At 72.5% G+C, this 24,038-nt stretch carries 24 protein-coding genes and 1 tRNA gene; 14 read left to right on the top strand and 11 right to left on the bottom strand.

Features of this window, described 5'->3' with window-relative positions; all coding sequences use genetic code 11:
- Positions 1 to 65: 65 nt before the first annotated feature.
- From ABZX75_RS27775 to ABZX75_RS27755, 5 genes are all read right to left on the bottom strand, one after another.
- Entirely contained in the window at positions 66 to 977 is a 912-nt protein-coding gene (locus tag ABZX75_RS27775; RefSeq protein ID WP_355415197.1) for an MBL fold metallo-hydrolase, read from the bottom strand.
- Positions 978 to 1,243: 266 nt separating this feature from the next.
- Complete coding sequence (locus ABZX75_RS27770) at positions 1,244 to 1,537, bottom strand: hypothetical protein (RefSeq protein ID WP_355415195.1); 294 nt, start codon at positions 1,535 to 1,537, stop codon at positions 1,244 to 1,246.
- An 83-nt stretch (positions 1,538 to 1,620) separates the two neighbouring features.
- Positions 1,621 to 1,956: a DUF202 domain-containing protein gene (locus ABZX75_RS27765; RefSeq protein ID WP_355415194.1), complete on the bottom strand. Its 336-nt coding sequence runs from the start codon at positions 1,954 to 1,956 to the stop codon at positions 1,621 to 1,623.
- On the bottom strand, positions 1,953 to 2,363 hold the full coding sequence (locus ABZX75_RS27760) for a DUF202 domain-containing protein (protein WP_355415262.1): 411 nt from the start codon (positions 2,361 to 2,363) through the stop codon (positions 1,953 to 1,955). The genes ABZX75_RS27765 and ABZX75_RS27760 overlap by 4 nt, the downstream gene beginning before the upstream one ends.
- Positions 2,364 to 2,375: 12 nt before the next feature.
- Positions 2,376 to 2,906 carry an NUDIX domain-containing protein gene (locus tag ABZX75_RS27755; RefSeq protein WP_355415192.1) on the bottom strand — a complete coding sequence of 177 codons (531 nt, stop codon included), beginning with the start codon at positions 2,904 to 2,906 and terminating at the stop codon, positions 2,376 to 2,378.
- A gap of 74 nt (positions 2,907 to 2,980) precedes the next feature.
- Between ABZX75_RS27755 and ABZX75_RS27750 the strand changes: the two genes are divergently transcribed.
- A complete protein-coding gene (locus ABZX75_RS27750; protein ID WP_355415190.1) occupies positions 2,981 to 4,636 on the top strand; it encodes an FAD-binding dehydrogenase in 1,656 nt (551 codons plus the stop codon).
- Between the two features lie 69 nt (positions 4,637 to 4,705).
- On the opposite strand, the gene ABZX75_RS27745 is transcribed toward ABZX75_RS27750, so the two are convergent.
- Positions 4,706 to 5,137, bottom strand: a complete 432-nt coding sequence (locus tag ABZX75_RS27745; protein ID WP_355415187.1) for an ASCH domain-containing protein — start codon at positions 5,135 to 5,137, stop codon at positions 4,706 to 4,708.
- A gap of 318 nt (positions 5,138 to 5,455) precedes the next feature.
- On the opposite strand from ABZX75_RS27745, the gene ABZX75_RS27740 reads away from it, so the two are divergent.
- From ABZX75_RS27740 to ABZX75_RS27730, 3 genes are all read left to right on the top strand, one after another.
- Entirely contained in the window at positions 5,456 to 6,403 is a 948-nt protein-coding gene (locus tag ABZX75_RS27740) for a hypothetical protein (RefSeq protein WP_355415185.1), read from the top strand.
- A 98-nt stretch (positions 6,404 to 6,501) separates the two neighbouring features.
- Positions 6,502 to 8,046: an APC family permease gene (locus ABZX75_RS27735; protein WP_355415183.1), complete on the top strand. Its 1,545-nt coding sequence runs from the start codon at positions 6,502 to 6,504 to the stop codon at positions 8,044 to 8,046.
- 216 nt (positions 8,047 to 8,262) lie between these two features.
- Positions 8,263 to 9,702 (top strand): amino acid permease, encoded by a 1,440-nt coding sequence (locus ABZX75_RS27730; protein WP_355415181.1) that lies wholly within the window; start codon positions 8,263 to 8,265, stop codon positions 9,700 to 9,702.
- Positions 9,703 to 9,811: 109 nt separating this feature from the next.
- On the opposite strand, the gene ABZX75_RS27725 is transcribed toward ABZX75_RS27730, so the two are convergent.
- Positions 9,812 to 9,899 (bottom strand) — tRNA-Leu (locus tag ABZX75_RS27725).
- A 164-nt stretch (positions 9,900 to 10,063) separates the two neighbouring features.
- On the opposite strand from ABZX75_RS27725, the gene ABZX75_RS27720 reads away from it, so the two are divergent.
- The 3 genes from ABZX75_RS27720 (at position 10,064) to ABZX75_RS27710 (ending at position 12,720) form a co-directional block, all read left to right on the top strand.
- Positions 10,064 to 11,389 (top strand): M20/M25/M40 family metallo-hydrolase, encoded by a 1,326-nt coding sequence (locus tag ABZX75_RS27720; protein WP_355415179.1) that lies wholly within the window; start codon positions 10,064 to 10,066, stop codon positions 11,387 to 11,389.
- A gap of 129 nt (positions 11,390 to 11,518) precedes the next feature.
- Positions 11,519 to 11,752, top strand: a complete 234-nt coding sequence (locus ABZX75_RS27715; RefSeq protein ID WP_355415177.1) for a chaplin — start codon at positions 11,519 to 11,521, stop codon at positions 11,750 to 11,752.
- Between the two features lie 200 nt (positions 11,753 to 11,952).
- Positions 11,953 to 12,720: a chaplin gene (locus ABZX75_RS27710; RefSeq protein WP_355415175.1), complete on the top strand. Its 768-nt coding sequence runs from the start codon at positions 11,953 to 11,955 to the stop codon at positions 12,718 to 12,720.
- A 39-nt stretch (positions 12,721 to 12,759) separates the two neighbouring features.
- Here the strand turns inward: ABZX75_RS27710 and ABZX75_RS27705 are convergent, their stop codons facing one another.
- Complete coding sequence (locus ABZX75_RS27705) at positions 12,760 to 12,948, bottom strand: DUF5703 family protein (protein ID WP_073774709.1); 189 nt, start codon at positions 12,946 to 12,948, stop codon at positions 12,760 to 12,762.
- A 47-nt stretch (positions 12,949 to 12,995) separates the two neighbouring features.
- Here ABZX75_RS27705 and ABZX75_RS27700 point away from each other — a divergent pair, with 47 nt between their 5' ends.
- The gene (locus tag ABZX75_RS27700) at positions 12,996 to 13,703 is read left to right on the top strand and encodes a hypothetical protein (RefSeq protein WP_355415171.1); all 708 of its coding nucleotides are present in this window, start codon (positions 12,996 to 12,998) and stop codon (positions 13,701 to 13,703) included.
- Between the two features lie 69 nt (positions 13,704 to 13,772).
- On the opposite strand, the gene ABZX75_RS27695 is transcribed toward ABZX75_RS27700, so the two are convergent.
- Together ABZX75_RS27695 and ABZX75_RS27690 are read right to left on the bottom strand one after the other, a co-directional pair.
- A complete protein-coding gene (locus tag ABZX75_RS27695) occupies positions 13,773 to 15,875 on the bottom strand; it encodes a helix-hairpin-helix domain-containing protein (RefSeq protein WP_355415260.1) in 2,103 nt (700 codons plus the stop codon).
- A 128-nt stretch (positions 15,876 to 16,003) separates the two neighbouring features.
- Positions 16,004 to 16,987 (bottom strand): aldo/keto reductase, encoded by a 984-nt coding sequence (locus ABZX75_RS27690; RefSeq protein ID WP_355415169.1) that lies wholly within the window; start codon positions 16,985 to 16,987, stop codon positions 16,004 to 16,006.
- A 100-nt stretch (positions 16,988 to 17,087) separates the two neighbouring features.
- On the opposite strand from ABZX75_RS27690, the gene ABZX75_RS27685 reads away from it, so the two are divergent.
- Together ABZX75_RS27685 and ABZX75_RS27680 are read left to right on the top strand one after the other, a co-directional pair.
- Positions 17,088 to 18,137: an LLM class F420-dependent oxidoreductase gene (locus ABZX75_RS27685; RefSeq protein ID WP_355415167.1), complete on the top strand. Its 1,050-nt coding sequence runs from the start codon at positions 17,088 to 17,090 to the stop codon at positions 18,135 to 18,137.
- A 288-nt stretch (positions 18,138 to 18,425) separates the two neighbouring features.
- Positions 18,426 to 19,214 (top strand): ferritin-like domain-containing protein, encoded by a 789-nt coding sequence (locus ABZX75_RS27680; protein ID WP_355415165.1) that lies wholly within the window; start codon positions 18,426 to 18,428, stop codon positions 19,212 to 19,214.
- Here the strand turns inward: ABZX75_RS27680 and ABZX75_RS27675 are convergent.
- On the bottom strand, positions 19,211 to 20,203 hold the full coding sequence (locus ABZX75_RS27675) for a magnesium and cobalt transport protein CorA (protein ID WP_355415258.1): 993 nt from the start codon (positions 20,201 to 20,203) through the stop codon (positions 19,211 to 19,213). The two genes, ABZX75_RS27680 and ABZX75_RS27675, sit on opposite strands and share 4 nt — an antisense overlap.
- Before the next feature lie 101 nt (positions 20,204 to 20,304).
- Here ABZX75_RS27675 and ABZX75_RS27670 point away from each other — a divergent pair, with 101 nt between their 5' ends.
- From ABZX75_RS27670 to mshC, 4 genes are all read left to right on the top strand, one after another.
- Positions 20,305 to 21,039 carry a histidine phosphatase family protein gene (locus ABZX75_RS27670; protein WP_355415163.1) on the top strand — a complete coding sequence of 245 codons (735 nt, stop codon included), beginning with the start codon at positions 20,305 to 20,307 and terminating at the stop codon, positions 21,037 to 21,039.
- 98 nt (positions 21,040 to 21,137) lie between these two features.
- Positions 21,138 to 21,728, top strand: coding sequence for a DUF3090 domain-containing protein (locus ABZX75_RS27665; RefSeq protein WP_355415161.1), 591 nt, complete (start codon positions 21,138 to 21,140; stop codon positions 21,726 to 21,728).
- A complete protein-coding gene (locus ABZX75_RS27660; protein ID WP_355415159.1) occupies positions 21,692 to 22,540 on the top strand; it encodes an SCO1664 family protein in 849 nt (282 codons plus the stop codon). Before ABZX75_RS27665 ends, ABZX75_RS27660 begins: the two co-directional genes overlap by 37 nt.
- A gap of 110 nt (positions 22,541 to 22,650) precedes the next feature.
- A complete protein-coding gene (mshC, locus tag ABZX75_RS27655) occupies positions 22,651 to 23,880 on the top strand; it encodes a cysteine--1-D-myo-inosityl 2-amino-2-deoxy-alpha-D-glucopyranoside ligase (protein ID WP_355415157.1) in 1,230 nt (409 codons plus the stop codon).
- Positions 23,881 to 24,038: the final 158 nt, after the last annotated feature.

Below are 24,038 nucleotides of genomic sequence, written 5' to 3'. Positions count from 1 at the left end.
ATCATGCCGACCAGTCGGTATGCCGTCCAGAGCGCGGGCGGAAAGTGCACCGCATGCCCGCAATGTCACGCGTGGCAGAGGATCGGCGTGCCCCCGTTCATCACCGTCATGTCCTTCAGGACCGCCAGGATGTCCAGGGGCGCCCCCTCCGGCTCCCCGGCGAGTTCCGCGTAGGCGCGGTGCAGGTTCGCCACCAGCCGCTCGCTCTCCCGCCAGGCCGCGAACTCGCCGAGATCGGCCTGCCGGGCCGTTTCCAGCGGGGTCAGCCCCTTCGCCCGGCCTTCCCGGGCGAGTTCGGCCACGTACCGCAGATAGCGCTCGGTGGTGTCGTAGGCCGAGGAATCGGTCAGGGGCCCGTGGCCCGGCACGACCGTCCGCGCGCCCAGCGAGCGCAGCAGCTCCAGCGCCCGCAGCGAGCCGGACAGCGAGCCCATCGCCAGGAACGGCGTCCCCTCGGCGAAGACCAGGTCGCCGGTGAAGACGACCCGCTGCCGGGGCAGCCACACGATCGAGTCCCCGGTGGTGTGCGCCACGCCGGGGTGGATGACCCGCACCTCCGTATCGCCCACGTGCAGGGTCATCCGTTCGCTGTATGTGAGATCGGGCGCGGTGATCTCCATCGCGCCGAAGTCCGTCGCCGGCCAGATCATCTCCAGCTGGCGCCCGGCCGCGAGCTGCTCGGCCCGCGAGCTCTCGTGCGCGAGGATCAGCGCCTCGGGGGCGAACAGGCTGTTGCCGTAGGTGTGGTCGCCGTGGTGGTGGGTGTTCACCACCGTGCGGGGGAGCGGCGCCCCGGTCGCCGCGACCGCCTCACGCAGGGCCAGCGCCCGCCGCTGCGTCGCGGCCGTGTCGATGAGCAGGGTCCGTCCGCCGTCGGTCACGAAGCCGGCGTTGTTGAGGCACCAGCCGCCGTCCGGCTGGACGTAGGCGTACACCCCGGTCGCGGGCTGGACGAGATACGGCTCTGCGACGGTCATCTGTGCTCCCCCCGGGCGGGCGTGACGGGCGGTCAGCATCCTGCCAGCCCGTCGGGGCGGTGGGGGAGGGCGGGGTGGAATGTGGCCGGATGGCCGGTCGTCGACGCGTGGGCAAGGGGTGGGGCTGGGAGGAGCAGAGAGGGGCAGAGAGGGTCAGGGCGGGCAGCGCGCGGAGGATCCGTGGCGGCCGGCTCGGCTCCCGGCCGGCTCGGTGGTCGAGTCGCGGTCGAGTCGCTGGTTCGAGTCGGCGACCGCGTCGATCCCGGTCAGTGATCGTCGTAGTGGCCGTCGTGCGCGGCGTGCCGGTGACCGTCGTGCAGGTAGTCGACGTGGTCGCCGTGCGGCACGGAGTCGTGGCCGCAGTCCGCGTCGTGCGCGTGCTCGTGGCCGTCGTGGGCGGTGTGTCCCATGCTCTCGCACTCGTCCCAGTGCCCCGAGTGCGCCCGGTGCAGATGGCCGTCGTGCGCGTAGTCGACGTGGTCGCCGTGCGGAACCGCGCGGTGGCCGCAGTCCGCGCCGTGCGCGTGCTCGTGCGTGGGGTGTTCGAGGTGGGTCGTCATGCCGCCGAGGCTAGTCCGAAGAGTCGTCGATAGACCGTTATGTCCCCGGTGGCGCGGAGAAGCCGGATCATCGGACCGGCAGTTCAGATGATCATCGCCACCGCGAGCATCGCCAGCGCCACCGTGCAGGCCACCACCGCCAGCGCGGCCCGCGGCGCCAGCCCCGGCGGCCGGACCGCCGCCAGCGCCCGCACCCGGCGGTGCGCCACCGCCAGGAACGCCAGCCAGATCAGCGCGATGACCGCCGCCCCGGCCACCTCCACCGGCGAACCGGACCCGCGCAGCGCCTGCCGCAGCGCCAGCACCGCGACGACGGAGCACGCCAGCGTCGTACGCCGCCACGCGAGCCGGGTCCGCTCCGGCTGCAGCCCGGCATCCCGCGGAGCGGGACCGCTCGCTTCCGGCGCGGGCCCGCTCACCGCCCCGTCGTCCAGCCCAGGATCACGAGCACCACCATCGTCACCGCGACCAGCCCCACCCCCGCGCTCAGCACCACCGGGAACCGGGACAGCGGCAGGTCCTCACCGCGGCGCATCGCCCGCTCGCACCGCACCCAGTGGTTCACCGCCCGCAGCGCGCAGGCCGCGCCCACCGCGAGCAGCGCGAAGGCCATCCCGGCGCGCACCGCCCACCGCAGGTCCGGCAGGAACTGGTCGACCGCGAATCCGCCGCCCACCAGGGCCAGCGCCGTCCGGATCCAGGCCAGGAAGGTCCGCTCGTTGGCCAGCGAGAAACGGTAGTCGGGGGTCTGGCCCTCGCCCTTCAGCCGCTCCGGCGCGAACCAGAGGCGCACATCGCGCAGGAAGCCGCCCTTCGGGGAATCGATCACCCCCGCAATTTACGCGTCCGGTGCGCGGAACTCCCGCAGCCGCCGGTACGCCTCCAGCCCGTCCGGCACCCACGCCCGATCCCCGCTCGCGACCAGCCGGGCCAGCTCGTCCTCGCCGACGAAGTCGTACCAGGCCACCTCCGACGTCTGCGGCCGCACCGGCAGCTCGCACCGCACCTCGTGCACGTACGACCACCAGGCCCCGCCCGGACCCTCGTACAGGAACTTGAACAGCGGCACGGGTTGGGGCAGCCCCCGCACCCCGAGCTCTTCCCCGGCCTCCCGCAGGGCGGCCTCCGCGTACGTTTCGCCGGCGCCGACCACCCCGCCCACGAACATGTCGTAGTGCGAGGGGAACACCAGCTTCGACGCCGTCCGCCGGTGTACGAAGATCCGCCCCCGCGCATCCCTGGCCCGCACGAACACACACCGGTGGATCAGTCCGCGGCCGTACACCTCGCCGCGCGGGGCCTGCCCCGTCACCCGGTCGTCCCGGTCCACCACGTCCAGCACTTCATCAGCGGCACTCACAGGACTCATCCAACCACCGCTGTTGACTGGTTACCGCTCCGTAGCCAAGGATCGCCCCACCCACCACGGAGGACGGTTGACGCATGACGTACGACGCAGACGTGATCGTGATCGGGGCCGGCCTGGCGGGCCTCGCGGCCACCGCCGAACTCATCGACGCGGGGCGCAAGGTCATCCTGCTCGACCAGGAGCCGGAGCAGTCCCTCGGCGGCCAGGCGCACTGGTCCTTCGGCGGACTGTTCTTCGTGGACTCGCCCGAGCAGCGCCGGATGCGGATCAAGGACAGCCGCGACCTCGCCCTCCAGGACTGGTTCGGCACGGCCGGTTTCGACCGCGAGGAGGACGCCTGGCCGCGCCGCTGGGCCGAGGCCTACGTCGACTTCGCGTCCGGCGAGAAGCGGTCCTGGCTGCACGCGCAGGGCGTCCGCTTCTTCCCCGTGGTCGGCTGGGCCGAGCGCGGCGGCTACGACGCCGACGGACACGGGAACTCCGTCCCCCGCTTCCACATCACCTGGGGCACGGGCCCCGGCCTGGTGGAGCCCTTCGAGCGGCGCGTCCGGGCGGGGGTGGCCCGGGGCCTGGTCCAGCTGAAGTTCCGCCACCGGGTCACCGGGCTCTCCCGTACGGCCGGTGCGGTGGACACGGTGACGGGCGAGATCCTGGAACCGTCCGACGCCGTACGGGGCACCGCGAGCAGCCGCGAGAGCGCCGGGGCCTTCTCCCTCCGGGCCCAGGCCGTGATCGTCACCTCGGGCGGCATCGGCGGCAACCACGACCTCGTGCGCGAGCAGTGGCCGGCGCGGCTGGGCACCCCGCCGGAGCGGATGCTCTCCGGGGTCCCGGCGCACGTGGACGGCCTGATGCTGGGCATCGCGGAGGCGGCGGGCGCGCGCCACATCAACAAGGACCGGATGTGGCACTACACCGAGGGCATCCAGAACTGGAACCCGATCTGGGGCAAGCACGGCATCCGCATCCTGCCCGGCCCGTCCTCCCTGTGGCTGGACGCGACCGGCAAGCGGCTGCCCGTGCCGCTCTTCCCGGGCTTCGACACCCTCGGCACCCTCGACCACATCATGAAGACCGGCCACGACCACACCTGGTTCGTGCTCAACCGGCGCATCATCGGCAAGGAGTTCGGCCTCTCCGGCTCCGAGCAGAACCCGGACCTCACGGGCAGGTCGGTCCGGGGTGTCATCGACCGCGCGCGGCAGGCCGTACCGGGGCCCGTCCAGGCGTTCATGGACAACGGGGCCGACTTCGTCGTCGAGCGTGACCTGTCCGCCCTGGTGCGCGGGATGAACGCCGTGACGAAGGAGGACCTGATTGACGAGGCCGCGCTGCGCGGCGTGATCACGTCCCGGGACCGGGAGATCGCCAACCCCTTCACCAAGGACCTTCAGGTGACGGCCATCCACGGCGCGCGCAAGTACCTCGGCGACAAACTGATCCGGACGGCCGCCCCGCACCGGATCCTGGACCCCGAGGCGGGCCCGCTCATCGCGGTCCGGCTCTCGATCCTGACCCGCAAGTCACTGGGCGGCCTGGAGACCGACCTCTCCTCGCGCGTCCTCACCGGGGCCGGCGAAGCGCTGCCCGGCGTCTACGCGGCGGGCGAGGCCGCGGGCTTCGGCGGCGGCGGCGTCCACGGCTACCGCGCGCTGGAGGGCACCTTCCTCGGCGGGTGCATCTTCTCGGGCCGGGCGGCGGGCCGCGCGGCGGCGAAGGCGGTCGGCTGACCCGCGGGCGGCTGCCGACGCGGCCGGCTGCCGACGCGGGCGACCGCCGACCGCCGGGCGCCTCGCCGCTCAGGGCCGGCGCAGGATCTCGGCGATCCGGAAGCGTTCCGCGACGACCAGGGTGTCGTCGTCGACCGTGAAGCCCGGGTCGCCGAGGAGCTCGCGCAGCTGCGCCCCGTGCCAGAAGCTCTCGTGCGAGGATCGCCATTCGGCCACTGACGCATACCCTTCGCCCTCGTCCTGTACGTGCCGCAACTCCACCGCGCCGAGCGGCAGGACCCGTACGTCCGTCACCTCCAGGACGGCCACCGGGCGGTCCTCGGAGTCCATCAGCGCCGTCCGCCGCCCCGCCTCGGGGAGCGGTTCGTCCTCTGCCTCATAGGCCGCGAGCAGCCCGGTGGTCGTCGTCTTCGCCCCGCTCAGCACGGCCGCCACCAGCTGGTCGCGCAGCGGCCCGGGGAAGCCCAGCAGGTACGGGGGGAGGTCGTGGTACGCGGTCATGCGCCCAGCCTAAGGCGGAGTCGGGCCGATGTCGCGAACCGGAACGAATGGACCAACTCTCCCCTCGACCCGAGCAGTTGAAACCCGCCACGCAGTGGACTGGACCTTGACGCGGAGCTGTGCCTGCCGGTTTGCTGTGCGTGATCATCCGGATCGCTCACCGGTATGGTCCTCGCGCCACCGGCCGCACCGCTCGCGTGCATCCTGCACGCGATTCGGTCACGCTGGTGCCCGCCCGTTCTGCCCGTCCGTTCATGCTCGCCGCTCCTGCTCGTCCGCTCACGCTCGACCGCCCGCGTTCTGGAGGGAAAACCGCGGATGTCCCCGCCTCCGCCGCCCCTCGGCCGCGCCCGCAAGCGGGACGCACAGCTCTTCGACCCGGCCCTCTGTGACGCCGAACTGGTCGACGTGCGCGCCCAGTTCACCCAGGGCCGCTGGTCCAAGGCCCGCTCCCTCCTCGTCGGCACCGGCGACGACTGGGACCGCCGCGGCCATCGCGTCGTGGTCCTCGCCGAGACCCCGGCGGCCGGCGCCTGGGCCCGCGAATGGCTGCTCGCCGAACCGGAGAGCGCCGACGCCGCCACCCTCCTCGCCTGCGCCGCCGTCTTCACCGCCCTGCGCCGCAAGGGCACACCCGACGCCGCCGAGGAAGCCTGCCGCCGCGCCGCCGCCCTGCTCCCCGCGGACCCGACCCCCTGGCTCGGCCTGCTCCTCCTCTCCCGCGCCTTCGGTACCGAGGAGGAGTTCAGCCGCCACTTCGACCAGGTGCGGGCCCGCCACCGCGAGCACCACCACGCCCACCACCTGATGGTCGCCAAGCTGGCCGAGCGCACCCCCGCCTCCGGCCACGACCCGCTCCACGAGGTCTACGACTTCGCCGCCTGGGCCGCCGAGGAGTCCCCGGCCGACTCGCCGCTAGCCGTGCTCCCCGTCATCGCGCACGCCGAGCGCTACCGGGTGCTGGCCGCCACCCACGGCCACACCTTCGACAGCGCCACCCAGCACTGGTCCGGCCGCCGCGCCCGCCAGGTCCTGCGCGCCGCCTTCGACTGGTGGCTGGAGTGGGAGCGCGAGGACCACCCCCGCAACCGGGTCGACCTCAACTTCCTCGCACACGCCAAGCTCTGCGAAGGCCGCCCGGCCGAGGCCGCCGCCCTCTTCCACCGCATCGGCAGCCACGCCACCCGGGCCCCCTGGTCCTACCCGGACCTCGACCCGCACAAGGCCTTCCTCGCCGCGCGCAGCGCCGCACTCGGCACCGCTTGACCCCCCTCGCCACCCTCCCCTCCCGCATCACGCTCCGCGCCACCCCCCTCCACCGCACCCCCAGCCCCGAAAGACCTCCACCCGGAAAGGACGCCGCCATGCCGACGGGCAGCTCCACCACGCTCAAAGACCCGGCCGAGATCCGTACGTACAAGGGCCAGGACCGGGCCCTGCGCGCCGACCGCCTCGGCACGGCCGGCCTGCTGCTCTCCGTGCTCGCCGCCAGCGCGCCCCTGATGGTCGTCGCCGGGGTGATGCCCACGACCTTCGGCGTCATGGGCATCGTCGGCCAGCCGCTGCTGTTCGTCATCCTCGGCATCGTCCTCGCGCTCTTCAGCATCGGCTACGCCGAGATGAGCCGGCACGTCCACAACGCCGGCGCCTTCTACGCGTACATCGCCCGCGGCCTCGGCCCCACCGCGGGCGCCGGTGCCTCGCTCGTCGCCCTCGTCGCGTACAGCGCCATGCAGGTCGGCGTCTACGGAATCCTCGGCTTCGAGATCTCCGGTCTCTTCGCGACCTACCTGAAGATCGAACTGGCCTGGTGGATACCGGCCCTCGCCGCGGTCGCCGCCACCGGAGCGCTCGGCTGGCTCAAGATCGACCTCAACGCCAAGGTCCTCGGTGTGCTGCTCCTCATCGAGTGCGCCCTCGTCGTCGTCTTCGACGTCGCCGCGCTCGCCGACCCCGGCCCCGAAGGCCTCTCGCTCCACGCCTTCAACCCCGAGACCCTCAGCGGAGCCGGCCTCGGCACGGCGCTCTGCTTCTGCATCGCCGCCTTCGTCGGCTTCGAGCAGTCCCCGGTCTACGCGGAGGAGACCAGCAAGCCGCACATCGTCGTCTCCCGCGTGATGTTCCTCGCCGTCGGCTTCGTCGCCCTCTTCTTCGCGTTCAGCGCCTGGGCCCTGACCGTCGCCACCGGCCCCGCCGAAGTCGTCAAGACCTCCGCCGAGGCAGGTCCCGGCCTGCTCTTCCAGCTCACCGCCGACCGCCTCGGCGGCACCTTCACCGACGTCCTGCACGTCCTCTTCGTGAGCGGCATGTTCGCCGCCATGCTCAGCTTCCACAACGTGGTCGCCCGCTACGCCTTCGCCATGGGCCGCGAGGGCCTGCTCCCGGCCGCCTTCGGCCGGACCAACGCCGGCACCGGCGCCCCCGGCACCGGCTCCCTCCTGCAGACCGTGGTCGCCACCCTCATCGTCGTCGCCTTCGCCGTCACCGACGACATGCCGGCCGGCGACCCCACCGCTCCCGTCCTGCACCTGTTCACCTGGATGGGCAGCGTCGGCGCCCTCGGAGTGACCCTCCTGATGGCCACCGCCTCCTTCGCCGTCATCGCCTTCTTCGTCCGCCGCGGCACCGCCGGCGCCCAGGTCTGGCGGCTCCTCGCGGCCGGCGCAGCCGGTCTCGCCCTGCTCGCCATCGCCGTCTACACCGTCAAGGACTTCGGCGTCCTGGTCGGCGCCGAGGAAGGTTCGGCCCTCAGCTGGGCCCTGCCGGGCATCATCGGCGCCGCCGTCGTGACCGGCCTGCTCTACGGAGTGGTGCTGCGCAGCCGGCGCCCCGAGGTTCACGCCCGCATCGGCCTGGGGAACGAGGCCTTCCGCCTCGACCAGGCAGCGGAGGCCACCCCGGCCGACTGAGTGGCCGCCTCGCTTTCCATCACCCACGAAGCCCCCGACACCTGTTTCCAAGGTCGTCGGGGGCTTCTGTGCACAGGCAGATTTTGGAGGGTGGCGGAAGCTCATGGTCTCCTGGGTCGACAAAATCACCGGACCCGCCGCAGAGGGGACACCACCCAGCCTCCTCGCGCGGCGGCCCGGACCTGCTGTCCGACCCCCACGAAGGCGAACCCGTACATGAGTGACCGCACCTTGACCGAGGCTCCCGCCCCGGCGTCGCCCCGCCATCTCGACGCCGGTGACGAGGGCTACAGCAAGGACCTCAAGTCCCGCCACATCAACATGATCGCGATCGGCGGGGCGATAGGCACCGGCCTGTTCCTCGGCGCGGGCGGCCGCCTCGCGGGCGCCGGCCCCTCCCTCGCGATCGCCTACGCGGTGTGCGGTGTCTTCGCCTTCTTCGTCGTCAGGGCCCTCGGCGAGCTCGTCCTCTACCGGCCCTCCTCCGGCGCCTTCGTCTCCTACGCGCGCGAGTTCATGGGGGAGAAGGGCGCCTACACCGCCGGCTGGCTGTACTTCCTGAACTGGTCCACGACGACCGTCGCCGACATCACCGCCGCCGCCACCTACGCGCACTTCTGGTCGATGTTCACCAGCGTCCCGCAGTGGGTCCTGGCCCTGATCGCCCTCGCCGTCGTCCTCACCGCGAACCTGATCTCGGTGAAGTACTTCGGCGAGATGGAGTTCTGGTTCTCCATCGTCAAGGTCGGCGCCCTGGTCATCTTCCTGCTCGTCGGCATCTACCTCGTGGCCACCAGCCACGAGATCGGCGGCCACACCCCCGGCCTCGCCACGATCACCGACAACGGCGGCCTCTTCCCCGCCGGCGTGCTCCCGATGCTCCTCGTCGTCCAGGGCGTGGTCTTCGCGTACGCCTCCGTCGAGCTCTGTGGAGTCGCGGCCGGTGAGACCGAGAACCCCGAGAAGATCATGCCGAAGGCGATCAACTCGATCATGTGGCGCGTCGGTATCTTCTACGTCGGCTCCGTCGTCCTGCTCGCCCTGCTGCTGCCGTACACCGCGTACTCCTCCGGCCAGAGCCCGTTCGTCACGGTCTTCGACAAGCTGGGCATCCCCGGCACCGCCGGCATCATGAACCTCGTCGTCCTGACCGCGGCGCTCTCCAGCCTGAACTCCGGCCTCTACTCCACCGGCCGCATCCTGCGCTCGATGGCCATGTCCGGCTCCGCGCCGAAGTTCACCGCCCGCATGAACAAGGGCAAGGTCCCCTACGGCGGAGTGCTCTTCACGGCGGCCTTCGGCATCGCGGGCGTCGGCCTCAACTGGTTCATGCCCAAGGACGCCTTCGAGATCGTCCTGAACTTCGCCTCCCTCGGCATCCTCGGCACGTGGGCGATGGTCATGCTCTGCTCGCTCCACTTCTGGCGCAACGCACGCGACGGCAAGCTCGAACGCCCGGCCTACCGCCTGCCCTGGGCCCCGTACACCCAGATCATCACGCTGGGCTTCCTCCTCACGGTCCTCGTCCTGATGTGGTGTGACGGCGGCGTCGGCCGTACGACCGTCATGTTCGTCCCGGTCATCGGCGCGGCCCTGGTCGGCGGCTGGTTCCTGGTCCGCGGCCGCGTGGCCGAAATCGCCGCGGCCCGCCGCTGACGGCCCCGCCCGCCCACGAGGCCCCCGCGCGCGGGGGCCTCGTACCGGCACACACGCGGACGAGAAAGCGGACAACGAAAAAGGACCCCGCCGAAGCGGGGTCCTTCTCTGGTGTCCGAGGGGGGACTTGAACCCCCACGCCCGATAAAGGGCACTAGCACCTCAAGCTAGCGCGTCTGCCATTCCGCCACCCGGACAAGGTGTCTGTCTCGCGGCGCTGGGCCGTTCCGACGTGGAAAACATTACCAAACATTCCGGCGGCCCCGATCACACCCCCCGTCGGCCGGGACCGCCCTTGGGGAGAACGGCCCGGAGCGGGAGGATGGGAGCAGTTCGGTACTGAGCAGTGGGAGGAAGCAGCGTGAGCGAGTCGAGCGCGGGCAAGGCCGTCTCCGGCGAGGACGAGGTCGTCGACCTCTGCCGGGATCTCATCCGGATCGACACCAGCAACTACGGAGACCACTCCGGCCCCGGCGAGCGCAAGGCGGCGGAGTGGGTCGCCGAGAAACTCGCCGAGGTCGGGCTGGAGCCGCAGATCTTCGAGTCGCACAAGGGGCGCGCCTCGACCGTCGCGCGGATCGAGGGCGAGGACCCGTCGCGGCCGGCGCTGCTGATCCACGGGCACACCGACGTGGTTCCGGCCAACGCGGCCGACTGGACCTACGACCCCTTCGCGGGGGAGATCGCCGACGGGTGCCTGTGGGGCCGGGGCGCCGTCGACATGAAGGACATGGACGCGATGACGCTGGCCGTCGTACGCGACCGCATGCGCAGCGGGCGCAAGCCCCCGCGGGACATCGTGCTGGCCTTCCTCGCCGACGAGGAAGCGGGAGGCGTGTACGGGGCGCGGCACCTGGTGGACAAGCACCCGGGTCTTTTCGAGGGCGTGACCGAGGCGATCGGCGAGGTCGGCGGCTTCTCCTTCACGGTCAACGAGAACCTGCGGCTCTACCTCGTCGAGACCGCGCAGAAGGGCATGCACTGGATGCGGCTCACGGTGGAGGGCACCGCGGGCCACGGCTCCATGACCAACAACGACAACGCCATCACGGAGCTGTGCGAGGCCGTGGGGCGCCTCGGCCGCCACACGTGGCCGGTGCGGGTGACCAAGACCGTACGGTCCTTCCTGGACGAGCTCTCGGACGCGCTGGGGACGCCGCTCGACCCGGACGACATGGACGCCACCCTCGCCAAGCTCGGCGGCATCGCCAAGATGGTCGGCGCGACCCTGCGGAATTCGGCCGCCCCGACGATGCTCGGCGCCGGCTACAAGGTCAACGTCATCCCGGGGCAGGCCACCGCCCACGTAGACGGCCGCTTCCTGCCGGGCTACGAGGACGAGTTCTTCGCCGACCTCGACCGGATCCTCGGCCCGCGCGTGAAGCGGGAGGACGTGCACGGGGACAAGGCCCTGGAGACGGACTTCGACGGGAAGCTCGTCGACGCCATGCAGATCGCCCTCAAGGCGGAGGACCCGATCGCGCGGGCGGTCCCGTACATGCTCTCGGGCGGTACCGACGCCAAGTCCTTCGACGACCTCGGCATCCGCTGCTTCGGCTTCGCGCCGTTGCGGCTGCCTCCGGAGCTGGACTTCGCCGGGATGTTCCACGGCGTGGACGAACGGGTGCCGGTGGACGGGCTCAAGTTCGGCGCACGGGTGCTCGACCGGTTCATCGACCACGCCTGAAATCGGACGGGCGTGCGCATTCCACTGAGAAGAGTGAATGCACTCATACGCTCGTAGCCCCGGTGATCCCTCCTCGTTACAGGTGATGCGGTCCGCGGCTGGGACCGCATTTGCCTACTAGGAGGAACAATGATCAAGAAGGTTGTCGCCGCTGCGGCTGCTACCGGTGGCCTGGTTCTCGCGGGTGCGGGCCTGGCTGTCGCCGATGCCGGTGCCCACGGTGCGGCCATCGGCTCCCCCGGTGTCGCGTCCGGCAATGTCATCCAGGTTCCCATCCACATTCCGGTGAACGTGTGCGGTAACACGGTCAACATCATCGGCCTGCTGAACCCGGCCTTCGGCAACACCTGCGTCAACGGCTGACGCCTCTGAAGTTTTGGCCCCGGAGCGCATTTCAGCGCTCCGGGGCTGCTGGCTTTCCGGCCCGACTCCTCACCCTTCGACGTACGGGGCGGGGGGAGCCTGTACGGCCAGTACGTCGAAACCATCGCCGAAAACGTATACACAGGGGACGAATGCACATGCGACGACCGGCACAGGTCACCAGGAAGACTCTGATCACCATGGCTGCCGCGGGGGGTGTCCTCGCGATGGGCGGGGGCTACGCACACGCGGGTTCCGACGCCTCAGGGCATGCCGTGAACTCCCCGGGCGTGCTCTCCGGGAACAACGTCCAAGCGCCCGTGGACGTGCCCGTGAATGCCTGCGGCAACACGGTCTCCGTCATCGGCCTGCTGAACCCGGCCTTCGGAAACCACTGTTCCAACTCCTCGGACCACGGCGGCCGTCCGGGGAACCCGGGCCAGCCGGGCCAGCCGGGCCAGCCGGGCCAGCCGGGCCAGCCGGGGAACCCCGGCCACCCCGGGGGTCCGGGCCAGCCGGGCCACCCCGGTAACCCGGGAGAGCCGGGGAATCCGGGCCACCCCGGCCACCCCGGGCAGCCGGGCCACCCGGGTCACCCGGGGGGCCCGGGAGAGCCGGGCCAGCCGGGCCAGCCGGGTCAGCCCGGTAAGCCGGGCGGCGGCGGCGAAGAGCCGTGCGACGACGACCACCCCGGTAAGCCCGGCAAGCCGGGGGTCGAGAACCCGGACAACCACCCCGGGAAGCCCAGTACGCCGGGCAAGCCCGCCAAGCCGGGCACCTCGATCAGCCCGGCCTCGGGGTCCGTCACCCCGGTCACCCACCCCGCCACGGGAACCGGTACCCCCCGCGAGGAGATCGAACTCGCCGCCACCGGCGGCGGAGACGCCCTGACGGTGGGTGTCCCGCTCGCCGGCGGTCTGCTGCTGGCAGGCGCGGTGCTCTACCGGCGCGGCCGCACCGCCGCCTGAGGGCTGTTCACCACGCGGGCCCCGCCCCCGGGGCCCGCGTCACCACGTCGCACGGACCTGGCGGATGATCCGGCGGCGCAGACGTACGCGGCGGCTGCCGTCCCGGTGCAGACTCAGTCGGTCGAGCTCCCAGTTCCCGTATTCGGCATGATCGGTCAACAGGCGCGTCGCCTCCTTGCGGGGAACGCCGCGGGGCACATACACGTCGACAAATTCGTATTCCGGCATCGCATCTATTGTGCGGGCAGACCCCTGCTACGGATAGCGTCTGCTCTATGTCTGATGCCGCTCTGCCCACTGTTGCCGAGGTACGCGCCGCCGCCGAGGCGGTCAAGGCCGCGCTCGACCGTCACCTCGCCGCGGTCGAGAGCCGGATCGGGGACGAGGACCCCAACGTCTACGCCGCCTTCAACGAACTCGCCGCCGCGGCCGAGGAGTACGACGAACTCCTCTACGACCGGTACGACGAGGTCACCCCGTTCGAGATCCCCACGCCCCCCGAGGACGGTGCCCCGTACACCGGCCCGGCCGAGCCCGCCGCCTTCAGCGTGCTCATCCGCCGCGACTACGCCGTGGTCGAGCCGGCACGGCTGATCGCCCAGGCCGAGCGCGTCGCCGCGCACGACCGGGACGCCGAACTCGCCTTGGACGGTGGCACCGCCGGTGCGCTGGGCGTGCTCTTCGGGGAGTACGAGCCCGACGAGATCGCATCCCGCTACCGGGAGTTCGGTCTGGAGGAGGGCGATTCCACGCTGTGGATCGCGGCCTCGGAGGAGGCGGCGGAACCGGGGGAGTGGCTCGACTCACCCTTCGAGCACACGGACCCCGAGGATGTGCTGCACCGCTTCGACGTCAGCTCCGTCTTCGACGAGGACGAAGAAGCCGAAGAAGCCGAGGAAGAAGCGGACGAGGAAGAAGCGGATGGAGCGGATGGAGCGGATGAAGCGGACGAGGATGCGAAGCCGGGGCTGACCCCGGCCTGACCCCGGCCTGACCAGGCGGGATCCCCGCCGGACAGCGCGGCCCCCGCCCCACCGGGCGGGGGCCGCGTGTCACTCGGCCTGCTCCCGCGCCGCCGCCGTGAGGGCCGACAGCAGGCCCGTCAGCCGGGTCGTCCGCGGCTTCGGGAGCACCTCCGCCACCGCGACCGGCAGCGCCTGGTCGACGCCGTGCACCACCGACAGATGCCGCTCGGCGCGCCCGAACGCGGTGTACACCCAGTCCCGCGAGAGGGCCTGCGCCGCGTCTCCCGGCAGGACGACGACCACCGCGGGCCAGCGCACGCCCACGGCCTGGTGCGCCGTGACGGCCCAGCCGTGCCGCACCCGCGACTCGACCTGCTCCTTCGGTACGACGACCCGTGCGCCCGCGCGGTCCAGGTGCAACCCCTCCGCGTCGGCGGACACCACCCGGGCCGGCAGCGCCCGCCCCGGGGAGGGCACGTGGACGACGCGGTCGCCGGGGTCGAAGCCGCCGAACCGGCCGGGGCCGGGATTCAGCCGCTCCTTGAGGGCGGCGTTCAGCGCGCGGGTCCCCGCGGAGCCGCCATGGCCCGGGGTGATCACCTGCACGCTGTCCGCCGGGATGCCGAACGCCCGCGGCACCGACTCGGCCACCAGCTGCACGGCGCGGTGCACGGCCTCCCCGGCGTCGCGCACCGGGACGATGACGACCTCCTTGCCCGGGGCGTCGACCTGGTTCAGCTCCCCGACGCCCACCCCCGAGACCAGCTCGCCGAGCGGACCCGGGTCGGGAGTGCGGGAGACCAGCCCGGGGCAGATGCGGGCCGCCAGCACATCGGCGAACACCCGGCCCGGCCCGGCGGACCCGAGCACCCCCGGGTCCCCGGACAGCACCAGCCTGGCGCCGTCCGGGACGGACTCCACCAGCGCGGCCGCGGTCTCCACGTCCAGCTGCGGCGCGTCCAGGACCACCAGGAGGTCCAGCGCGAACTGCCCGTCCGCATCCCGTCCGGGCCCCTCCGCCCCCGACAGCAGGCCCGCCACGGTCACGGAATCCGGCCCGCCGGGCGCGTGCGCGGCCAGGCAGGCCCGCAGGCCCAGCTCCCGGGCGGCCGCCAGCAGGGCGAACGGCTCGGCGCGGGCTGCCTCGCCGCCGGTGTGGGTGACCAGGCCGTGGCGCGCGACCGCGCGGATCAGCTCGCCGGCGGACGGATTCGGCGCGGCCGCGGCGGCCTTCTCCCAGTCCGCCGGGCTGTCGAAGGTGTTGGCGAGGCGGGCCAGGCCGTCGGCCAGGCTCTCCTCGGCCATCGCGTATCCCTCCAGGCCCACCAGAAGACGTACCGGCTGCTCGCCTTCCTCGGATTCCGCGACCGGCGGGCCCAGCGGCTCGGGGAACACCAGCACCGCGCCCTCGCCGATGGCCTGCTCCAGTGCCGCGGCCGGATCCGGCACGGCGTACTGCGCCAGCGCCGACCGGAGGACGGGAGCCTCCAGCGCGGTGTGTCCCTTGAGCGCGGCCTGGGCGAGCAGCCAGCTCACCAGGGCGCCGGTGCGCCGCTCGTCCCCCGGACCCGCCTCGGGGCCCAGCAGGGCGCGCGCGAAGCCGTCCGCCTGGGTGGGGCGGACTCCGGCGACCGACAGCAGCCGCCAGGGGTCCTGGGCGAGGAGCTCGGCGGCGCCCTCGCCCAGGGCCGCCGCGGCCGCGCCGGCGAGCGCCTCGGGGGCGCCACCGCGGGCCAGGACGGCCCGTACGTCCTCGACGGCCGCCGCCGGGACCGCCGCGGGGGCGGCAGCGGGAGCCGGCATGCGGGGCGGCGCGGGAGGGGGGGCCGCCGTCTTGCGCGGCGCGGCCGGGGCCTCGTCGAAGTAGACGGCGGGGGGCTTCTCCCCGCTCTCCACGGCCCGTACGGCGGCCAGCAGATCGGCGGCCTTCCCGCTGAGCTTCGCGCCGGCCTCGACGGGGCCCTCCCGCTCGGCCTTGCGCCGGGCGATCCGCTCCCGCTCCACCTTCTGCGCGGCCAACTCGGCGGCGGCTTCACTGAGCGCGGGCGCCGTCCCGCCGGCGTCGGCCGCGGCGTCGCCCGTGCCCGCCGTGCTGGCCTCGGGCTCCGCCTCCGTCCCTTCGGCCCCTTCCGCCCCTTCCGCCCCTTCGGCGCCGGCCGCCCCCGGCTCGGCCGCCCCCGGCGGCTCCACGCCTGGGGCGGCGGGCGCCCGGGCGGGCGCGGGCTCCGTGGTGCTCGGTGCGGTCGGGGCCGACTCGGCGGCGGCCAGTTCTTCCGCTTGCTCCGTGGCAGCGGTATCGGCGGGCCGGCGGTCCGTACTCACAGCGTGCTCCAGTCCTGGTCGGGGTAGCGGTGGACGGGCGCCGAAACATCGTCCAGCGCCCGGCAGATCTCCTCCGGAAGAGTAAGGGCCTCCACCGACAGAGCCGCCGCGAGCTGCGCCGACGTCCGCGCGCCGACGATCGGCGCGACCACGCCCGGCCGGTCCCGGATCCAGGCCAACGCGACCTCCAGCGGGGTCACGGCCAGCCCTTGAGCCGCCGTCACCACCGCGTCCACGATCCGGCCCGCCGCCTCGTCGAGGTACGGGTCCACGAACGGCGCCAGGGTCTGCGACGCGCCCCGTGAGTCCGCCGGGGTCCCGTCGCGGTACTTGCCCGTCAGCACCCCGCGGCCCAGCGGCGAGGACGGCAGCAGGCCGACTCCGAGGTCCAGCGCGGCCGGCAGCACCTCCCGCTCCACGCCCCGCTGGAGGAGGGAGTACTCCATCTGGGTCGAGGCGAGACGGGTCCGGACCCCCGGGGCCGCGAGCTGCCAGGTCGCCGCCTTCGCCAGCTGCCAGCCGCAGAAGTTCGACACGCCCGCGTACCGGGCCCGGCCGCTGCTCACGGCCAGGTCCAGCGCCTGCAGGGTCTCCTCCAGCGGGGTCCCGGGGTCGAAGGCGTGCACCTGCCAGAGGTCCACGTAGTCCGTGCCGAGCCGCTCCAGCGAGGCGTCCAGCGCGCCGAGCAGGTGCCCGCGCGAGCCGTCGAACCGCCGGTCCGGATCGGGCACGCTGCCCGCCTTGGTCGCGACGACCAGGTCGCGGCGCGGGACGAGCCCGCCGAGCAGCCGCCCGAGGAGGTACTCCGCCTCACCGCCCCCGTACACGTCGGCGGTGTCGACGAGCGTGCCGCCCGCCTCCCAGAACGTCTTGACCTGCTCGGCGGTGGCTTCCTCGCCGGTGTCACGGCCCCAGGTGAGGGTGCCGAGGCCGATCCGGGAGACGCGCAGTCCGGTGCGGCCGAGATGCCTCTGCTCCATGAGCGCTGAGACTACTGGGGCACTGACGCGGAGGACCCTGGCGCGCTACAGTCCCCGCAGACGGACGTTACTGATCGGTAAACCGGTAAGGGGACGACACATGCGGCTCGGCATCAATCTCGGCTACTGGGGCGCGGGCATGGACGCCGACAACCTCGCCGTCGCCCAGGAGGCCGACCGCCTCGGCTACGACGTCTGCTGGGCCGCGGAAGCCTACGGCTCCGACGCCCCGACCGTGCTCGCCTGGGTCGCCGCCCAGACCGAGCGCATCGACGTCGGCTCGGCCATCCTCCAGATCCCGGCCCGCCAGCCCACGATGACCGCCATGACGGCGGCCACCCTCGACTCGCTCACCAAGGGCCGGTTCCGGCTCGGCCTCGGCGTCTCCGGCCCCCAGGTCTCCGAGGGCTGGTACGGCGTGAAGTTCGACAAGCCGCTCGCCCGGACCCGGGAGTACGTGGAGATCGTCCGCAAGGCGATGAGCCGCGAGCGCCTCTCGTACGAGGGCGAGCACTGGACCCTGCCGCTGCCGGGCGGCCCCGGCAAGCCGCTCAAGCTGACCGTCCACCCGGAGCGCGAGCACATCCCGCTCTACATCGCGGCCATCGGGCCGAAGAACCTGGAGCAGACCGGCGAGATCGCCGACGGCGCCCTGCTGATCTTCCCGGCGGCCGAGCACCTGGAGGCCACCGCCCTCACCCACATCCGAGCGGGCCGGGAGAAGGCCGGGCTGACCATGGAAGGCTTTGACGTCTGCCCCACCGTGCCGCTGGCCGTCGGCGAGGACGTGACCGGGCTCGCCGACATGTTCCGCCCCTACACCGCCCTGTACGTGGGCGGCATGGGCAGCCGGAAGCAGAACTTCTACAACCAGCTGGCCCAGCGCATGGGCTACGAGAAGGAAGCCGCCGAGATCCAGGACAAGTACCTGGCGGGCGACAAGACCGGCGCGGCCGCGGCCGTCCCGCACTCGCTGATCGACTCGACCACGCTGCTCGGCTCCGTGGAGCGCATTGCGGACGGGATGCGGGCCTACGCGGACGCCGGAGTCACCACGCTGACGCTGGCCCCTGCCGGATTCACGCTGGAGGAGAGGCTGACCGCCCTGCGCACCGGCACCGAGGCCCTGGACCGCGCCGGACTGGCCTAAGGCCCCGGCGGGGCCGGCGCCCGCCAGCGAAGCCGGACGCCGGGCGTCAAACGATGGACGCCGGGCGACGGACGCCGGGCGACGGACGCCGGGCGTCAGATGCCGGGAAAGGGTTCTGCGGCCGTGGTGGGGGCTCGGGGGGTCTTCCCCGCCACGGCCGACACAGCCAACAACGCCCCGGACACCTGCCGGGTTACGCGCCCGGGGCCCTCGTCGGGTTTCGTTCATTCGGACGAGTAATGCGACCTATCGGTTGCCCGCACCGCAGACCGGCGTTTGACTCGGTGCATGCTCTCTGCCAGCAGCCTGTTCCAGGAGATCATCGAGAACGACGACTCCTTCCAGCTGTTCTGCTCCATCGCCGCCGGCGGGGAGTCCCAGGGCGGCTGGGAGAACGCCCGGATCGCGGCCCTGGTGCCCGACTCCCTGCGCGATCTCGCCCCCAAGATCACCCGGCACGGCGCCGACGAGGACAAGCACGGGCGGATCTTCAACGCCCTGCTCCGCAAGCGCGGCCTGCCGCTCGTCCCCGTACCTCCCGAGACCGACTACACGATGCTGCTGGAGCGAAACGGCATCGGCCTCGCGCACGAGAAGCTGCGTCGGGAGGAGTCGCTGACGGAGGACGACATCGTCACTTACCTGGCGCACAGCCGGGTCACCGAACAGCGCGCCGCCGACCAGATGAACATGCTGGTCACCCACTTCGGGGACCACCCCGAGGTGGGCAGGGCGATCCGCCTGATCAGCCATGACGAGGACAACCACCTCTCGTACTGCCACGAGGAGTTGCTGCGCCTGGCCCGTGCGGGCCACGGCCGGACCATCCACCGGGTGCTGCGCGAGAGCGCGCTCGCGGAGATCGCCGTCTACCGGGACGTGAGCCTGGCCGTCATGGGCCACATGGGACGGTTGCTCCACTGGCCCGCGCCCAAGTCCGCCGTGCTCGCCGCCGGCATCCGCGGGATGTACGCGTACGAGCGGTTCAGCGGCTGGCACCGGATGGCCGGCCTGCGCATGCCGGAGCGGCGCGACGCGCTGGGCGGCGCACCGACGGCGGAACCCGAGTACGCCTAGAGCCAGCCCCGGCGCTTGAACAGCCGGTACAGGCCCAGGCACATGCCCGCCATGACCGCCACCACCGCCGGATAGCCCCAGCCCTGCCGGAGCTCCGGCATGTGCTCGAAGTTCATCCCGTAGATCCCCGCCACCATGGTGGGGACGGCCGCCATCGCCGCCCACGCGGAGATCTTGCGCATGTCGTCGTTCTGCCGGACCCCCATCTGCGCGAGATGCGCGGCCAGCGCGTCCGACAGCAGCCGGTCCAGGCCCTCGACGTACTCGTTCGCCTTCGTCAGGTGGTCGGCGACATCGCGGAAGAACGGCCGGGCGTGCTCGTGCACGAAAGGCACGCTTCCGAAGGCGAGGCGGTCCATCGGCTGGAGCAGCGGGCTCGTCGCCCGGCGGAATTCCAGCACCTGCCGCTTGAATCCGTAGATCCGGGCGGCGGTGTTCTTGGTGTCCGAGGCGTTCGGGGCGAAGACGTCGGCCTCCAGCTCCTCCAGGTCCGCCTGGAGTTCGGCCGCCACCTCGATGTAGTGGTCCACCACCGCGTCGGACACCGCGTACAGCACCGCCGTCGGGCCGTGCCGAAGGACGTCCGGCTCCTGCTCCAGCCGGCGCCGTACGGCGGCCAGCGGGGCGCCCTCGCCGTGCCGGACCGTGACCACGAACGAGTCCCCGATGAACACCATCAGCTCGCCGGTGGTCACCGTGTCCGTGGCGTCGTCGTACAGCACCGGCTTGAGCACGACGAACAGGGAATCGTCGTACACCTCCAGCTTCGGGCGCTGATGCGCGGTCAGTGCGTCCTCCACCGCCAGCGCGTGCAGGCCGAACTCCCGTCTGACGTGGTCGAATTCCTTCTCCGACGGCTCGTGCATCCCGACCCAGACGAAGGCGTCGCCGGTCGCTCGTGCCTCGTCGAGGGCGTCCGAGAAGTCCCGGGGCCCCTCGGCCCGGGCGCCGGACTTGTACATCGCGCAGTCCACAATCACCCGGGGCATTCTTCCCTGCCCACCGCCCGCCCACACGTCGGCGAGCGCGCCGAGGGCCTTTCCCGGCAGGCCGGGCATGATCCGAAAGGGACGGGCCTAGGCTGTACCCCATGGCCACGCTGATCCTCGTACGACACGGGCGGTCCACCGCCAACACCGCTGGACTGCTCGCCGGATGGACCCCGGGAGTGGCCCTCGACGACCGCGGCGCCGAGCAGGCGGCCGCGCTGCCCGGGCGGCTGGTGGGGGTGCCGCTCGCCGCCGCCGTCACCAGCCCGCTGCAACGCTGCCGGGAGACCCTCGCGCCGCTGCTGGCCGCCCGGCCGGAGTTGGCGCTGCACACCGACGAGCGGATCGGCGAGTGCCACTACGGCGACTGGTCGGGCCGCAAACTCTCCGAGCTGTCCGACGAGCCGCTGATGAAGATCGTCCAGCAGCATCCGTCGGCCGCCGCCTTCCCCGGCGGCGAGTCCATGCGCGCCATGCAGGCGCGCGCCGTGGACGCCGTACGGGAGTGGAACGCGCGGATCGAGGAAGAGCACGGGAGCGACGCCGTCTTCCTGATGTGCTCGCACGGGGACATCATCAAGTCCCTCGTCGCGGACGCACTCGGAATGCACCTGGACCTCTTCCAGCGGATCCATGTCGACCCCTGCTCGGTCACCGCCATCCGCTACACGCCCACCCGGCCGTTCCTGTTCCGGCTCGGCGACACCGGGGACTTCGGCTCGCTCATTCCGAGCCCGCCGGCGCCCGACGCGGTGGCCGCGGAGGCCGTGACATCGGAAAGAATGGCCGAAGACGCCGGGAACGCCGTTGTGGGGGGCGGCGCGGGAGCGGCGTGATCGAACGGCGCAGTAGGGTGGACTGGCCCCAAAGACACCAACAGCCACACGCGCGCAGCTCTGCCCCCGCCTCTGCCGCCGAGACTTGGAGACTGGACGTGCCCCGTCAGGTGTTCCTCTACGACCCGCCGGACCGTTTCGTGGCCGGCACGGTCGGTCTGCCGGGACGCCGTACGTTCTTCCTGCAGGCCTCCTCCGGCCCCCGCGTCACCAGCGTCTCCCTGGAGAAGACCCAGGTCGCGGCGCTGGCCGAGCGGATGGACGAGCTGCTGGACGAGGTCGTACGGCGCACCGGCGGCAATGCCCCGGTGCCCGCCGTCGCCCCCGCCGAAGCCACCGACACCGCGCCCCTGGACGTGCCGGTCGAGGAGGAGTTCCGCGTCGGCACCATGGCCCTGGCCTGGGACGGCGAGGAACAGCGCATGATCGTCGAGGCCCAGGCGCTCGTGGAACTCGAAGCCGACTCGGACGAGGACCTCGTCGAGGCGGAGGAGCGGCTGCTCCAGGACGAGGAGAACGGACCGCCCATGCTGCGGGTCCGCCTCACCGGCGCCCAGGCCCGGGCCTTCGCCAAGCGGGCCCTGGACGTGGTCAACGCCGGCCGCCCGCCGTGCCCGCTCTGCAGCCTGCCGCTGGACCCCGAGGGCCATGTGTGCCCCCGCCAGAACGGCTACCGGCGCCAGGCGTGAGCGCCACGGGGGAACGGGAACAGCTGCTCACCAAGGGTGAGCTGACCGTCGTCGGCCAGATCCGCGAGGCCTCCAACGCCGTCCTGCTGTGCACGGTCACGTACGAGGGCGTGAGCGCCGACTGCGTGTACAAGCCGGTCAAGGGCGAGCGGCCGCTGTGGGACTTCCCCGACGGGAACCTCGCCCGGCGCGAGGTCGCCGCCTACCTGGTCTCCGAAGCCACCGGATGGGGCCTGGTCCCCACCACCGTGCTGCGCGAGGGCCCCTACGGCGAGGGCATGGTCCAGCAGTGGATCGCATCGGCGGAACCCGAAGGCGACTCCCCGGCCGGCGGCCTCCTCGCACTCGTCGAGGGCGAGGAGGCGGGGGAAGGCTGGAAGCCCGTCGCCTTCGCCGAGGTCGGGGAGGGCCGCAGCGCCCTGCTCGTGCACGCCGACGACCCGCGGCTGCGCCGGCTCTCCGTGCTCGACGCCGTGATCAACAACGGCGACCGCAAGGGCGGCCACCTGCTGCCCGCCCCCGACGGGCGGCTCTACGGAATCGACCACGGCGTGACCTTCCACGCCGAGGACAAACTGCGCACCCTCCTGTGGGGGTGGGCGGGCGAGCCGCTGACGGACGAGGCACGCGAGGTGCTGGCCTCGCTCGCCGCCGAGCTGGCCGAGGGAGCACCGCTCGCCACCCGCCTGGCCGAACTGATCACCACGGTCGAGCTGGCCGCCGTACGGGAGCGGGTGGCGCAGCTGCTGCGCACCGGAACGCACCCGCAGCCCTCCGGGCAGTGGCCGGCGATCCCCTGGCCGCCGGTCTGAACCCGCCCGCCGCGCCAAGCACAGAACCGGCCGGATCGCAAGAGTGTCGATCAAGCCAACAGTGCAGGTCCGGTTCGTTCCCGGAACATGCGTCCGGTTAGTCTCGAGACATGCATGCCTGGCCCGCTTCTGAGGTCCCCGCCCTGCCCGGCAAGGGCCGCGACCTCCAGATCCACGACACCGCGACCCGGGGGACGATCACCCTCGCCCCGGGTCCCGTCGCCCGTATCTACGTCTGTGGAATCACCCCGTACGACGCGACCCACATCGGTCACGCGGCGACCTACAACGCGTTCGACCTCGTACAGCGCGTGTGGCTCGACACCAAGCGGCAGGTCCACTACGTCCAGAACGTCACGGACGTGGACGACCCGCTCCTGGAGCGGGCACTGCGCGACGGCCACGACTGGACCGAGCTCGCCCAACGCGAGACGGCCCTCTTCCGCGAGGACATGACCGCCCTGCGGATGCTGCCGCCGCAGCACTACATCGGAGCCGTCGAAGCCATACCCGGCATCGTGCCGCTGGTGGAGCGGCTGCGGGACGCGGGCGCGGCGTACGAACTCGACGGCGACGTCTACTTCTCGGTCGAATCGGACCCGCACTTCGGCGGCGTCTCGAACCTCGACGCCGAGGCGATGCGCCTGCTCTCCGCGGAGCGGGGCGGCGACCCCGACCGCCCGGGGAAGAAGAACCCGCTGGACCCGATGCTGTGGATGGCCGCCCGTCCGGGCGAGCCCAGCTGGGACGGCGCCTCCCTGGGCCGGGGCCGGCCGGGCTGGCACATCGAATGCGTGGCGATCGCCCTGGACCACCTGGGCATGGGCTTCGACATCCAGGGCGGCGGCTCGGACCTGGCGTTCCCGCACCACGAGATGGGCGCCTCGCACGCCCAGGTGCTGACGGGCGAGTTCCCGATGGCCAAGGCGTACGTCCACGCCGGCATGGTCGCCCTGAACGGCGCGAAGATGTCGAAGTCGAAGGGCAACCTGGTCTTCGTCTCCGCGCTGCGCCGGGCCGGCGTCGACCCGGCGGCGATCCGCCTCGCCCTGCTGTCGCACCACTACCGGGACGACTGGGAGTGGACGGACTCCGTCCTCGCCGATGCGGTGGCCCGCCTGGAGCGCTGGCGCGCGGCCGTGTCCCGGCCGGACGGCCTGGAGGCCGACGCCCTGGTCGAGGAGGTCCGCGAGGCCCTGGCGAACGACCTGGACGCCCCCGCCGCGCTGGCGGCCGTCGACCGCTGGGTGGAGCGTCAGCTCGCCTCGGGGGGCGACGACGAGTCGGCCCCCGGCCTGGTCTCCCGGACGGTGGACGCCCTCCTGGGCGTGGCCCTGTAGCCTGCGGCGCCGGGTCCGGGCGCTGCCCCGGACCCGCGCACCCCGCGCCCCCGCGCGACGCAAATTAGGAAGGCGGGGCGGCCGCCGGGGGGGCGGGCGGGGCGGTCGTGATTGGGTGGCGGGGGGGGGTGGCCGGAGGGCGGCACCGGCCCCGCCCG

Origin of the sequence: Streptomyces sp. NPDC003038 (genome assembly GCF_040611115.1) — a bacterium.
Taxonomy (GTDB): Bacteria; Actinomycetota; Actinomycetes; order Streptomycetales; family Streptomycetaceae; genus Streptomyces.
This window is presented reverse-complemented; position numbering and strand designations above follow the sequence as displayed.